At 73.1% G+C, this 13252-nt stretch carries 11 protein-coding genes; 5 read left to right on the plus strand and 6 right to left on the minus strand.

Annotation, left to right across the window (positions count from 1 at the left end; genetic code table 11):
* Positions 1–89: 89 nt before the first annotated feature.
* The 5 genes from PCA76_RS31175 (at position 90) to PCA76_RS31195 (ending at position 5792) form a co-directional block, all read left to right on the plus strand.
* Positions 90–842: an ABC transporter ATP-binding protein gene (locus PCA76_RS31175; protein WP_442930178.1), complete on the plus strand. Its 753-nt coding sequence runs from the start codon at positions 90–92 to the stop codon at positions 840–842.
* Complete coding sequence (locus PCA76_RS31180) at positions 839–3379, plus strand: ABC transporter permease (RefSeq protein WP_272614047.1); 2541 nt, start codon at positions 839–841, stop codon at positions 3377–3379. Before PCA76_RS31175 ends, PCA76_RS31180 begins: the two co-directional genes overlap by 4 nt.
* Positions 3380–3489: 110 nt before the next feature.
* Positions 3490–4707, plus strand: coding sequence for a sensor histidine kinase (locus PCA76_RS31185; protein ID WP_272614049.1), 1218 nt, complete (start codon positions 3490–3492; stop codon positions 4705–4707).
* Complete coding sequence (locus tag PCA76_RS31190) at positions 4707–5351, plus strand: response regulator transcription factor (RefSeq protein WP_272614051.1); 645 nt, start codon at positions 4707–4709, stop codon at positions 5349–5351. The genes PCA76_RS31185 and PCA76_RS31190 overlap by 1 nt, the downstream gene beginning before the upstream one ends.
* A gap of 108 nt (positions 5352–5459) precedes the next feature.
* A complete protein-coding gene (locus PCA76_RS31195) occupies positions 5460–5792 on the plus strand; it encodes a hypothetical protein (protein ID WP_272614052.1) in 333 nt (110 codons plus the stop codon).
* On the opposite strand, the gene PCA76_RS31200 is transcribed toward PCA76_RS31195, so the two are convergent.
* From PCA76_RS31200 to PCA76_RS31225, 6 genes are all read right to left on the minus strand, one after another.
* Positions 5779–7275: a serine/threonine-protein kinase gene (locus PCA76_RS31200; RefSeq protein ID WP_272614054.1), complete on the minus strand. Its 1497-nt coding sequence runs from the start codon at positions 7273–7275 to the stop codon at positions 5779–5781. The genes PCA76_RS31195 and PCA76_RS31200 overlap by 14 nt on opposite strands.
* Positions 7276–7305: 30 nt before the next feature.
* A complete protein-coding gene (locus PCA76_RS31205; protein ID WP_272614055.1) occupies positions 7306–7809 on the minus strand; it encodes a hypothetical protein in 504 nt (167 codons plus the stop codon).
* Between the two features lie 231 nt (positions 7810–8040).
* Positions 8041–11670, minus strand: a complete 3630-nt coding sequence (locus PCA76_RS31210; protein ID WP_272614056.1) for an adenylate/guanylate cyclase domain-containing protein — start codon at positions 11668–11670, stop codon at positions 8041–8043.
* Positions 11667–12503 carry an MBL fold metallo-hydrolase gene (locus PCA76_RS31215; protein ID WP_272614058.1) on the minus strand — a complete coding sequence of 279 codons (837 nt, stop codon included), beginning with the start codon at positions 12501–12503 and terminating at the stop codon, positions 11667–11669. The genes PCA76_RS31210 and PCA76_RS31215 overlap by 4 nt, the downstream gene beginning before the upstream one ends.
* 123 nt (positions 12504–12626) lie before the next feature.
* Positions 12627–13088, minus strand: coding sequence for a RidA family protein (locus tag PCA76_RS31220; protein ID WP_124815393.1), 462 nt, complete (start codon positions 13086–13088; stop codon positions 12627–12629).
* On the minus strand, positions 13085–13240 hold the full coding sequence (locus PCA76_RS31225) for a DUF4177 domain-containing protein (protein ID WP_007466198.1): 156 nt from the start codon (positions 13238–13240) through the stop codon (positions 13085–13087). Before PCA76_RS31225 ends, PCA76_RS31220 begins: the two co-directional genes overlap by 4 nt.
* Between the last annotated feature and the right edge of the window lie 12 nt (positions 13241–13252).

The following is a 13252-nucleotide window of genomic DNA, read 5'->3' on the forward strand; positions in this document are numbered from 1 at the left end:
GTTGACCAGCCGGTGGTAGGGGTTTCCCCACCACGAGATCATGGGCCGCCGTGTGTTCCGGAAACGCCGCCTCGACCAGGCTTTCCGCTATGCGAAACAGCGATATGACCCCCGCTCGAGGGCCGGTCGTCGAGGTGCTCGACGTGACAAAGACCTATGCCAGCGGGGGTGGCGTCCGGGCGTTGGATGGCGTGTCGGTCGCCTTCGAGGCCGGTTCGTTCTGCGCCGTGATGGGCCCGTCGGGCTCGGGCAAATCCACGCTTCTGCACTGCGCGGCGGGCCTGGATCGGCCGGACAGCGGACGGGTGCTCCTCGCCGGTCAGGACATCGGCGGGCTGCGTGAACCGCAGCTCACCCAGGCACGGCGGCAGCGGGTCGGCTTCGTCTTCCAGTCGTACAACCTGATGGATTCGCTGTCGGTCTGGCACAACATCCTGCTGCCGCAGCGGCTGGCCGGGGTACGACCGGACCGGAAGTGGGCGCAGGAGGTGATTCGCCGCGTCGGGCTCACCGGACGGGAGAACGCTCGACCCAGCCAACTGTCCGGCGGTCAGCGGCAGCGGGTCGCCCTCGCCCGCGCCCTGGCCAGCCGACCGGAGGTCATCTTCGCCGACGAGCCGACCGGGGCGCTGGACCTGTCGACCGGCCGCGAGGTGCTCCAGCTGCTGCGCGAAGCGGTGGATGGCGTCGGCACGACGATCGTCATGGTCACGCACGACCCGGCTGCGGCGGCGTGGGCCGACCGCGCGGTGTTCCTCGCCGACGGTCGGATCGTCACGGAGCTTGCCGACCCGACCGCCGAGAAGATCGCGGCACAGATGATGGCGGTGACCGTCCGATGATCCGGCTCGCTCTCAGCACCCTGCGCCAGCACCGCGGCGCCTACGCCGGCACGTTCTTCGCCGCGCTGCTCGCCGTGGCCCTGCTCGCCGGCGGCGGTCTGCTGCTCGCCTCCGTGCTCACCGCGAAGCCGCCAGCCGACCGGTTCGCGGCAGCGCCGATCGTCGTGTCGGGCGACCGCGACGTGACGCTCGAGAAGGTCACCACCAAACAGAAGAAGGACAAGGTCAAGCGCAAGGTCAAGGTCAAGTCCGAGCAGCTCACCGGCGCCGGCTCGCTTCCGGCGGACCTCGTCGGTCGGCTGGGCAACCTTCCGGGCGTCGCGTCCGCGATCGCGGACGTCGCCTTCCCGGTCCAGGCAGGCGCGCCGGACGGACTTCTCCTGCACGGCGCCGATGACGCTCCCGTCATCGGACACGGGTGGGGCTCCGCACGGCTGACCCCGTACTCGCTGCGCACCGGCGAGGCGCCCGGCCCAGGCCAGGTCGTCATCGACGCCGACCTTGCCAACCGCTCGGGCACCGCTGTTGGTGGACGTCTCGTCGTCACCACGAAGACCGGCGTCCGCACCATGGTCGTGTCCGGTGTCGCCGCACCGGCCGGGCTGGACGGATTGCCCGCCCAGGGCGCGCTGTTCGTCGCCGATTCCGAGGTGGCGTCGGTGTCCGGGCTGCCCGGGCCGACCGCGGTGGCCGTCCTGGCCAGGCCCGACACCGACTCGGTCGCGCTCCGCAAAGCCGTCGAAGGGGTCGCCGGGGATGCGCCCGTGCTCACCGGCGCCGATCGGGTCCGGGCCGACCTGCCCGGCGCCCTGCCCGACTACATCGGTCCCATCTCGATCTTCGGATTCGTCATCGGCATCACGGCGTTCGCGGCCGTCTTCGTCCTCACGGGCACGGTCACGCTCGGGGTACGTCAGCGCCTGCGCGAGCTGGCCCTGCTGCGCACCGTCGGCGCGACCCCCGGCCAGCTGCGCCGCCTCCTCGGTGTGGAAAGCCTCCTGCTCGCCGGGGTCGCCGCACTGCCGGGCATACCGTTGGGTGTGGTGTTCGCCCACGTGGTGGCTGCCCGGTTCCGGGAACTGGGCGCGGTGCCGGCCCAGTTCGTCGTACAGACCAACGTGATCGTGCTCATCGCCGCCACGGCGGCCGGGATGCTGGTGACCTTCATCGGCGCCCGGGTCGCCGGACGCCGGGCGGTGCGGATCGCACCGACGCAGGCACTCGCCGAGACCGCGAACGCGCCCACCGGTGGTCTCGTCCTGCGAACCGCCCTCGCGGCGGTGACCGCCGCCGGCGCAATCGCCCTGCTCATCTTCGTTCCGCTCGACGGACCGCTCGGAATGGGCATGAGCTTCGTGTCGTCCGCCCTGTTGCTGTGCACGGTCGCGGCGCTGGGCCCGCTGCTGGTCCGGGTGCTGACGACGCCGGTGTCCCGTCTCATCGGCATCGGCGGCGCGATCGGCTGGCTGGCCGGCCTGGTCACCCGGGCCGAGCGGCGAAGGGTCGCGGCGGTCGCGGTCCCGCTCGTGCTCATGTTCGCGATCAATGCCACCATGCTGCTCAACAGCGCCCTGCTGGACGAACTGACCGGGCGGGAGCAGGCGGCCCGGACGGCAGCCGCGACGGCGCAGGTGACCGCACCGGGCGGGCTGCCGCTCAGTACCGTCAGAGAGCTCCTTGCACTCAACGGGGTGACCGGGGCGGCAGCGACGTTGCCGACGCGGGCGATCGTCGAGCAGGGTGGCAAGCCCGAGGACTACGCGACGCAGGGTCTGCTGGTCGCCGGCACCGAGGCGGCGCTCGACCTCGATCTACGCACCGGGACGCTGCCGGGCGATGGCACGTTCGCCGCCAGCGAGTACGTGACCGAACAGTACGGCTGGCGGGTGGGCGACGACGTGCCTATCTGGCTCGCCGACGGCTACCAGGTCCAACTGCGCCTCGCCGGGGTGTACGCCCGAGCCCGGGGGTTCGGCGACCTGGCACTCCCCGCAGACCTGGTGGCGGCGCACGATCCACGCGGGCTGGTCAGCACGGTCGGGCTGCGTTACCGCGGCGACGTACCGGAGCGGATCGCTGCCTCGTGGCCCGGCCTGCGGCTGACCCCCACGCTCGGTGCGGCACCCGCCGGTGACGCGCAGAACCAGCAGGGCGCCTGGGAGCTCATGGTGGTCATCTCCCTCGGCTTCACGGCGATCGCGGTCGTCAACACCTTCGCCATCGCCACCGCCGCGCGCCGCCGCGAATTCGCCGACCTCCGACTGGCCGGGGCGACGACCACGCAGCTCCACCGGCTCGTCGGACGCGAGGCGATGATCACGGTCACCGTCGGACTGGCGCTGGGTGTCCTGGTCACCGGGATCGTGGTCGGCGCGTTCAGCACCGCCCAGGACGGCACGTTGCGGGTGTTCGTCGACGCTGCCACGTACGCGGGGATGCTCGGTGGTGTCGCGGCACTGGGACTGGTCGCGGGTGCCGTACCGGCCCGGGTCCTGCTGCGACGGCGCAGTCTACCGGCCCTGAGCGACGGACGCTGACGGTGCTCACGGCCGGAACGCCGTTCGGACCCGTCCTCCGGATCGTCGGGGGCCGGGTCCGGCCGGCGGCTGCGCTCCGGTATCGGCTCGCCGTCGGTAGGATCGCCGCGATGATACGCACAACGGCGTCGGCGCTGGCGTACCTGGTCAGCAGCATCGTCGCCGGCTTTATCGGCCTCGCCTGGAGTTTGGCGATCATCATCGGCGTCGGTCTACTGTCGATCACGCTGGTCGGTGGCCCGGCGTTCCTCGGTGCCGCCTGGGTGACCCGGCGCCTCGCGGCCCTGGAGCGGCATCGGGCCGGTTGGGTGCTCGGCACCGCGATCGCCGCGCCGTACCTGCCGATCGAGGGCGCAACCGTCCGGCAGCGGGTCAGCGCGGTCGCCACGCAACCAGCCACCTGGCGGGACCTGGCCTGGCTGGTCGCGCTGTTTCCGCTGGGCCTGGCGGGCGGGATCGCCGCCATCGTGGTCACCGTCGTCGATCTCGCCGCCGTCGTGGCGCCAGCCTGGGCGTGGGCGGTACCGAACCCGCGCGCACCGTTCCCGATGGATCCCCTCATGACGACGGTGCCGGGCCGGTTCGGCCTGACCATCCTCGGCGTGCTGCTGCTTCCGGTCGCCGCGTGGTTCCTGCGGACCGCCGGGCTGGCCCAGGCCCGGACGGCCCGGGTCCTCCTGGCACCCGGCGCGCACCGGTACCTGGTCGAGGAAACCACCCGTCTCGCACAGACCCGCCGTCGGGTCGTCGATGCCCAGGCGGCAGAGCTGCGTCGAATCGAGCGGGACCTGCACGACGGTGCCCAGGCCCGGATCGTGGCCGCCGGCATGACCCTGGCACTGGCTGCTCGCAAGCTGCGGACCGGTGCGGCCGCCGCAGCCGACGTCGACCTCGCCCGTCGGCAACTCGACGACGCCCTCACCGAGCTGCGCCGGCTGGTACGTGGCATCCATCCGCCGATCCTCACCGACCGGGGGCTGCACGCCGCTGTCGCCGCCCTCGCCGGCGACAGCCCACTGACCGTCGAGGTTCGGGGGGACCCGGACGACCGTTACCCGCCGGCGGTGGAGTCGGCGGCCTACTTCGTCATCGCCGAGGGTCTCGCCAATGCGGGCAAACACGCCGACGCCCGGGCCTGCGTCGTCACCCTCGCCCGCACCGCCGGCACCGTCACCGTCACGCTCGTCGACGACGGACAGGGCGGCGCCGACCCGTCCGGCTCCGGGCTCGACGGTCTGCGCCGCCGCGTCGAGGCACTCGACGGCCAACTCACCATCACCAGTCCACCCGGCGGTCCCACCGTCCTGTCCGCGGAGCTGCCCCACTGATGCGCATCGTGATCGCCGAGGACCTGCTGCTGCTCCGGGACGGCATGGTGCGGCTGCTGACCGACACCGGCCACACCGTCGTCGCCGCCGTCGACACCGCACCCGCCCTGCTGGCGGCCGTCACCGAACACCGACCTGACCTGTCCATCGTCGATGTTCGACTGCCACCCGGCTTCCGCGACGAGGGACTCCGCGCCGCGCTGACGCTGCGTGCCACGGACCCGGACACCAAGGTGCTCATCGTCTCCCAGTACGTCGAACGGGCCTACGCCGCGGAACTGCTCGCCGACGGCCGGGGCGGTGTCGGCTACCTCCTCAAGGACCGCGTGACGGCCCTCGACGATTTCCTCGACGCGGTGGAGCGGGTCGCCAACGGCGGCACCGCCCTGGACCCGGAAGTGGTACGGCAACTGTTCACCCGCAACAGCCACAACCACGGGGTCGACGGGCTCACCCCACGGGAACGGGAGGTGCTCGGCCTCATGGCCCAGGGCCTGTCCAACGCGGCCATCTGCGCCGCGCTCGTCCTGGCACCGGTGTCGGTGGAGAAGCACATCACCAACATCTTCGCCAAGCTCGACCTGCCGCCGGCCGACGACGCCAACCGGCGTGTTCGCGCAGTCCTCACCTACCTCAACCACTGAGATGGCCAACTGGCGGGGCGGGCCCCGCCGATCGCCGTCGATCGGCGCGGCGGTCGGCTCTGCGGTTGACAGCCGGCCTTGTCACGACATGCTGGACGGGTGAGTCGATTGTCCAGACCGGATGCGCGGACAGTGGCGGTGCTCGCGGCGCTGGGAGCCCTTGCGCTGCTGGTCATGCTGGTCGTCTGGCGCCGCCAGGACCTCCTCGGCGTGGCCCTCGCGCTACTGTGCGTGCTGCTGACCATGGTCGCCGGAGTCGCCGTCTCCGCCGCCCGTCAGGTCGACGACCCGGAGCCGGTGGACCGGTCGGCGATCGTCGGGCCGCCCGAGCTGATGCCGTACGGGATCGACGCGGACACCCTCGACGCCCTGGACAGCCGGGACGCCTTGCGTGCGGTGCGTGACCGACGGCGCGGGTCGAACGGGCTCAGCGGCCGGTGAGGGTGGGCGCGGTGAGCGCGTCCACGCCCCGCCCGGCCAGGCACCGGTACGCCCGGTCGATGCTGCCGTCGACCGGCGGTAGGACCTCCAGGTGCCAGCCGGTCGGCTCGGCGATCCCGGTGGTCAACCGGAACGTCGTGGCGCTGCACACCTGCCGCACCTGCTGGGCGGCGACCACGTCGTCGTAGTCGGCGCCGACCAGCGACACCGGCAGAATGCCCTCGGCGTACGTCTCCCAGGTATGCCGACCAGCGCAGGACAGCCGAGCCGCCTCGGCGCGGCTGCCGCGGATCCGCATCGGGCCGAAGCATTCCAGCTCGGGCAGGCACCGGGCACCCTCGGGCATGGCGGTGGGCGCGCCGGTGCCGGTTGCGCAACCGGGCAGCGGTCCGGTCGCCGGTGCGGCGACCTGGGTGACCGACGGGTTCGGGGCGGGCGGTGGCGCCCTGTCGGCGACCCAGGCCCCGGCGGTGGCGGAGGCGGCGAGCGCGAGCACCGCCGCACCGCCGAGGAACCAGCGCCGCCAACGCCGGACACCGGAGACCGTTGGCTGGGTGTCCTCGATGGGCGGGCGGGGCGCCGGCTGGCTGGGCGCGTACGGGCCGGAGAGGCCAGCGCCACCGCTGACCGGGGCACCGCTGACCGGCGTCGACGGCGAGCCGAATGGCAGGTTGGAGAGCAGGTCGTGCAGTTCGAGGGCGGAGGGACGCTCGGCCGGGTCGTTGGCCATGCCGGCGCGCAGCACGTCGATCATCTCGTCCGGTACGCCGGGCAGGGCGGGGAGCGGCTGGTTGAACATCTCCAGCACCGTGACCAGGCTGGGGTTGCGCTCGGACTGCCAGCGGGGCGGCCGGCCGTGCATCACCGCATAGAGGGTGGCGCAGAGCGCGTACACGTCGACGGCCGGCGACGGCGGGCTGTGGCTGAACATCTCCGGCGGCGCGTACGCCGGGGTGAGCACCTCCAGGGTGACCGAGGCGTCCCGGTGCTCCGCGAGCACGGCCAGGCCGAAGTCGGCGAGCACCGCCGAGTTGAAGGGCGAGTGGAGGATGTTGGCTGGCTTCACGTCCCGGTGCAGCACCCCGGCCGCGTGCGAGTGGGCCAGCGCGTCAGCGATCTTGATGCCGAGGTCGCGGGCCTCCACGGGGCCCAGCGGTGAGGTGCGCATCCGCTCGGCGTACGAGCCGTCGCAGAGCTCCATGATCAGGTAGGGGTGCTGGTCGACGGTGACCCCGACGTCGAAGAGGTCCACCACGTGCGGATGCGACGACATCCGGCCGGCCGCCCGCGCCTCGCGCAGGAAACGGGCCTGATCCCGCTCGCTGTCCAGCGTCCGGTTCTCTACCTTGACGGCGACCTCACGACCCACGGAGATCTGGGTGGCCTGGTAGACAGTCGCGTAGCCGCCTCGGGCAAAGACCCGCAAATCAGTCAGACCGGGCACGATCGGCACTGGCAGGCCGCCGGACGGGGTGTCGGTCACCGCTCGAAAATACCCAACCCGGCCGGCGGCTCAGCGCACCGCGTCCGCCGGAGCGGCACCGGGCGGACCGGTACCCTCCTCAGCGACCGCCGCCGTCCCGGCACCTTCGGACGTCGCCACTTCGCCGGCCGTCGCGCCCCTGCGGGCGTCCAGGCGCAGGCCGACTGCGGTGGCCACGGCCCCCAGCCCTTCCCAGGCCGCCACCCCGAAGAACCGGTCGGGCGCGATGTCGGCCAGCACCGCGATGGTGAACACGCTGAACGTGACCAGCCGGAAGACCACTGTGAACCGGTAGAACGCCCGCCACTCGGTGACCGTGGCGAGCAGGTAGTAGACGCCCATGTTGAACGCCGCCATCGAGGACGCCAGCAGGAACGTGCCGGTGTGATCACCGACGGCACGGGTCGCCGGCACCTCGAACCCGAGCATGCGCAGCTGCGCCTCCGGCCAGAGCAGCCCGACCGCGCCCATCACCAGCGCCAACACGCCGAAGACCGCGATGGTCCAGCCCGCGATGGATCGCGGCAGCTTCATGAAGGGCCTCCCCAGGCACGGCGTGGGTCACCACTGTGGCCAGCACGCGGTGGTGACACGCTAGCCGCTCACCCCGACCACCACATCCCCAGAACCGACAAAACCTGCGCACCCCACCGCACCCCACCCCCTGGGCCACGTTGATCAAGAGGTTTCGGTCACCCCAGGCCCGTTTTTTGACGCAAACCTCTTGATCAACCGCGGGGAGGGGGGTGGGGGTGGGGGTGGGGGTTAGGGGGTTAGGCGGGCGCGTAGGGCGTCGGCTGCGGCGCGTTCGCTGCGCTGCTCGGTCGCGTACGCCAGGCGGACCGCCTCATCCGCGCTGGACAGGGCCTCCTCCGGGCGACCGCAGGCGGCCAGTGCCTCGGCCAGCACGCTGGCCGCGATCACCTGGCTGCGCACGTCCTCGGCCGGCGCGGTGACGGCCCTCCGGGCCCAGTCCAACGCCTGCTCCCGCTGGCCGTGGGCGAGCAGAGCCGACGCGTACTGCGCCATCGTCTGGCGGCGGGAGAAGAGCAGCGAGGGTGCGTTCGCGGCGGCCGTGGCCACCGGGGCGAGCAGACCGACCGCGGTCGCCGAGTCGCCGGCGGCGAGGCGGGCCGTCGCCAGCAGCACCCGGGGCGCCACCTGCGCCGGGGCCTGCGGGTTGTGCGGCTCCACGGCGGTCAGCACCGCGCGGGCGACCCGCTCGGCCGTCTCGCAGTCGCCCATGTCCAACGCGACGAAGCCGCGCAGGGTGCCGGCCATCCCGGTGAGCAGCGGGTGCGAGGTGCGCTCGGCGTACGCCAGGGCGTCGGTGAGCAGGTCCGCCGCGTGCTCCGGCTCGCCCAGTCCCCGTGCCACCACGGCCCGGACCACGAGCGCGAACCCGCGCCCCCAGTCGTCGGAGGCGGCGGCGAACTCCCGGTACGCCCGCCGGGCCTCCCGGTCCGCCTCGGCCAGGTCACCCAGCTCGGCGGTCGCGAACGCCGCCACCGCACGCAGCGTGCCCACCGCCCACGCCTCACCGACCCGCTCGCCGAACGGCAGGAACACCTGCGCCATCCGACACGCCTCACGCAGTCGGCCGGCGAGCAGCCGGGCGAACGCCGTGGTGCCGCGCAGCCAGGCCCGCCCGTACGGGTCCTTCAGCTCGGCGAAGAGCCGGGCGGCCCGTCCGAGCACCGCGTCGGTGCCGGCGAAGTCACCCCGGGTGGTGGTCACCCAGGCCAGGTTCTGCAGGGACCAGGCCTGCCCGCGCCGGTCCTGCGCGCCGAGGCTGACCTGGTACGCGGCAGCCAACCGACTGCTCGCCTGACTCAGCCGCCCGGCCACGAAGTCGGCCATGCCGAGCCGGCGCATCGCGGTGGCGCGCTGCGTGGGCAACTGGCCCGCCGTGGCCACCTGCAACGCCTCCTGCCAGGCGATCATTGCCCGGCCCTGGTCGCCGAGGGTCTCCTGGGCCTGGCCCGCGAGCAGCAGGGCGCTGACCCGGGTGGCCTCGTCCCCCGCGTTCGCGGCGATCTTCTCGGCGTACGCCAGCGCGTCGCCGACGCGGCCGACCTGGAGCAGCGCCCGTGCGTGCACCACCCGATCGGCCGCCGGCACCCCGTCGCGGGCCAACTCGGTGGCACGCTCGGCGTACTCGACGGCCAGCACCGGCTCACCGGCGGACAGTGACCGGCGGGCGGCCCGACCCAGCGCGGCGACGCCGAGCGGGACCACGGCCCGGGCGGGCGCGTCCGGGCGCAGCTTCACCGCGTCGGCGAGCGTGGCAGCCCGCTCGACATGCGTCGCCACGAAGTCGTCCCGGGCTTCGTCGGTGAACCCGCCCGGCAACTTGGTCACGGCCTCGTCCACCGGCGCGGCCCAGCGGGCCAGCGCGGCGTGCCGCTCGGCCAACTCCGCCTTGCTCACCCCGGCGTACGCGGCCTCCCGCATGAGCGGGGTCGCGAACGAGTAGCCGGCGCGGGAGCGGTGCAGCATTCGACGTTGCAGCAGCTCCTCGACAGCCCGGTCGAGCTCCACGGCGACCACGGCCGACGGCCGGCCATCGCGGCCAGCGCGCTGCTCACGCATCGCCTCCAGCGCACCGGTCGGCACGGCGTCACCGATCACCGCGGCGTCGCGCAGCACCGAACGGGCATCCGGCGGCAGCGCGTCGATCCGGGCGGCGAGTACGGCGGCGAGGTCCCGGGAGAGCAGCCGGCTGCCCAGCGAACCGGGCACCAGCCGCCAGCCGGCCGACGTGCCGTGGTCCCGCTCGCCGGAGCCGGGCCGTTCCACTGTTGCGCGGACACCGCGTGCTGACTCCGTGGTGAGCGCTCCGCGCTCGATCAGCAGGGTGACCAGCTCGGCCAGGTAGAAGGGGTTGCCCTGAGCGGTGGCGAGTAGCCGGTCCGCGTCGGCCTGCGGCAACTTGCCGCCGCCGAGATAGCTCGTGAGCAGCCGCGCCGCGTCGGCGCCGCGCAGCGGCGGCAGGGAGTGCACTTCGGCGTCCGAGAGCCGGGTCAGCGCGCCGGCGGTACGCACCAACTCGGGGCGGCCGAGCAGCAGCACCAGCACCGGGCCGGTGAGCCTGGACAAGGTCAACCCGAGGGCGCTGATCGTCTCGGCGGTGGCGTCGTGCAGGTCGTCCACCACGATCACCAGCGGCGCCTCCGAGGCGAGCCCGCTGAGCAGGTCGGCGACCGCGTTCGGCACCGCCTCGGCGTCCGCGGTCGGGGTGCCCGACCCGCCCCACTCGCCGGTGTCGGTGCCACCGTGCACCGGGAGTTCGGCGTAGCCGAGTAGGGCGAGCAGTTGCTCGGTGGCGATCGGCGCGGTCTCACCGGCGGAGCGGGCGAGCCGCTGCTCGAGTCGCCGCAGCCGCTCCTCCACCGCCGGTCGGGTCAGCGCGGTGGCGGCGTCACTGGGAAGGCCGACGGCGGCACGCACCAGGTCGGCCAGGGGCGCGAGCCGGCGCCGCTCACCGAACGCGGCGCAGCGCACCGAGAGCACACGGGCGCCCGTGTGCGCCGCGTACCGGCCGGCGCCCACGTCGTACCCGGCGGCGAGGCGCTCCACCTCGGCGGCGTACCGGGACTTGCCGATCCCGGCCTCGGCGGTCATCAGCAGCACCCGTGGGTCACCCTGGTCGATCACCTCGGCGAGCCGGCCGGCGACCCGGCCGATCTCCGTCTCCCGGCCCACGTACGGCGCCTCGTCGCCGAGCCCCGAGCGGGTTCCCGGCGCGTCCAGCAGACCCAGCAGCTCGTACGCCTCGACCGGCTCACGCTTGCCCTTGAGCCGCAGTGGGCGCAGTGCCCGCCAGGAGGACACGTGCCGAGTGGCGGCGGCGGTGCGCCCGCCGGCGTAGACCGCGCCGACTGCGGCGGCGTCGGCCAGCCGGGCGGCGGTGTTCACCGTGTCGCCGATGACCGTGTATTCGATAGCGGCCTGGATGCCCGCGATGACGTCGCCGGTGTTCAGGCCGACCCGCAGCCCGAGTGGTGCCCCGCCGCCCCGCTCGTCGTCGAGCACCCGGCGGACGGCCCGCTGCATGGACAGAGCGGCCCGGACGGCGCGTTCGGCGTCGTCCTCGTGCGCCACCGGCGCACCGAAGACCGCCATGATCCCGTCACCGGTCAGCTTGTCGACGTGCCCGCCGAAGGTCTTCACCGCGCCGGCGAGCGCGGCGAGCACCCGGTCGGTGACCGCACCGACCCGTTCCGGGTCGAGATCCTCGGACCAGGAGGTGAACTCGGAGAGGTCACCGAAGAGCACGGTGACCACGCGGCGCTCGGCCGCCGGCAACGTGGCGGCGGCCGGCAGCGCGGCACCGCAGTTGTGACAGAACCGCGCGCCGGGAACGGCGACGGTTCCACACACTGGGCAGGTCACATGTGCTCCAACCCACTGACCCCGGGCGCGGATTCCCCGGTGCCGACACCCAGATACTCCAACTGGGCACGGACCGACCATTCGGCTGCCCACCAGAGCGACCGGTCCACGTCCGCGTAGACCGCCGCCACCACGTCGGCGGGCGTCCGGGCGCCGGCCGCGACCGCCGCCCGGACCTGGTCGAGCCGGGCCCGGCGGTGGGCGAGGTAGAAGTCGGCGGCGGCAGCGCAGTCGGCCAGCGCCGGGCCGTGTCCGGGCAACGCTGGGATTCCCCGGTACGCGGACAGCAACTCCAGGCTGGTCAGGTAGTCACCGAGGTGCCCGTCCGGGTGGGCGACCACGGTGGTGCCCCGGCCGAGGATGGTGTCACCGGTGAGCACCACCCGCTCGTCGCCGTGCTCGACCAGGAAGCAGACCGAGTCGGCGGTGTGCCCGGGCGTGTCCAGCAGACGGATCTCCAGGCCGAAGCCGCCGAGTGCCTCGCCCGGCTCGGTCAACGGCTCACCGCCGATGGTGTGCGCCGGGTCGACGGCGAGGACGTGCACGCCGCCGAGCAGCTCACTCAGCCGGGCGGAGCCCTCGGTGTGGTCGGGGTGGCCGTGGGTGATCAGGATCAGCCCGATGGGGCCGTGCTCGGCGATCCGAGTCAGGTGCCCCTCGTCCGCCGGCCCGGGGTCCACCACGACGGCGTACTCGGCTGCCGGGGCGCGCAGCACCCAGGTGTTGGTGCCGTCGAGGGTCATCGGCCCCGGATTCGGCGCGCGCAGCAGTGAAACCCAGCGAGGCAACTCGTCGGCAAGCGCCGCCACCGCCCCCGTCACGTGCCCGCTCATGGCTGCGATCGTACGACCCCGCACGCCACCCCCCGCGATCTTGCACCTTCGGTCCCTGATTCGTCCCTGTTCAGGGCTTTTCTCCGGGCCGGAAGTGCAAGATCGCGGGGCGGTGGCGACGTGTCAGGCGACCTCGACGATCAGTTCGATCTCCACCGGGGCGTCGAGGGGCAGCTCGGCCACCCCAACGGCGCTACGGGCGTGGCGGCCGGCCTCACCGAAGACGGTGCCGAAAAGGTCGGAGGCGCCGTTGATCACTGCGGGCTGACCGGTGAAGCCGGGCGCGGAGGCCACGAAACCGGTCACCTTGACCACCTTGACCACGTTCTCCAAGCCGACCAGCGAGTCGACCGCGGCCAGCGCGTTGAGCGCGCACCGCTGGGCCAGATCCTTCGCCTGATCGGCGGAGATCCCTGCGCCGACCTTGCCGGTCGCGAGCAACTTGCCCTCGGCGATCGGCAGCTGGCCGGAGACGTACACGTGCTGCCCGGACTGCACGGCCGGCACGTAGCTGGCCACCGGCGGCACGACCTCGGGCAGTTCGAGGCCCAGCTCGGCGAGCTTCGCGTGCGGACCGTTGCTCACGCCTTCGGCCGCTTCAGGTAGGCGACCAGCTGGTCCGGGTTCGGTCCGGGGACCACGGCGACGAGCTCCCACCCGTCCTCGCCCCAGTTGTCGAGGATCTGCTTGGTCGCGTGGACCAGCAGCGGGACCGTGGAGTATTCCCACTTCTGCATCGCTGAAGGGCT

Origin of the sequence: Micromonospora sp. LH3U1 (assembly GCF_028475105.1) — a bacterium.
Lineage (GTDB): Bacteria > Actinomycetota > Actinomycetes > Mycobacteriales > Micromonosporaceae > Micromonospora.

Excerpts from the sequence above, each read along its gene's own strand:
- PCA76_RS31190 (WP_272614051.1), top strand. The coding sequence starts at position 4,707 with ATGCGCATCGTGATCGCCGAGGACCTGCTGCTGCTCCGGGACGGCATG.
- PCA76_RS31215 (WP_272614058.1), bottom strand. The coding sequence starts at position 12,503 with ATGAGCGGGCACGTGACGGGGGCGGTGGCGGCGCTTGCCGACGAGTTG.
- PCA76_RS31175 (WP_442930178.1), top strand. The coding sequence starts at position 90 with ATGCGAAACAGCGATATGACCCCCGCTCGAGGGCCGGTCGTCGAGGTG.
- PCA76_RS31180 (WP_272614047.1), top strand. The coding sequence starts at position 839 with ATGATCCGGCTCGCTCTCAGCACCCTGCGCCAGCACCGCGGCGCCTAC.
- PCA76_RS31225 (WP_007466198.1), bottom strand. The coding sequence starts at position 13,240 with ATGCAGAAGTGGGAATACTCCACGGTCCCGCTGCTGGTCCACGCGACC.
- PCA76_RS31185 (WP_272614049.1), top strand. The coding sequence starts at position 3,490 with ATGATACGCACAACGGCGTCGGCGCTGGCGTACCTGGTCAGCAGCATC.
- PCA76_RS31205 (WP_272614055.1), bottom strand. The coding sequence starts at position 7,809 with ATGAAGCTGCCGCGATCCATCGCGGGCTGGACCATCGCGGTCTTCGGC.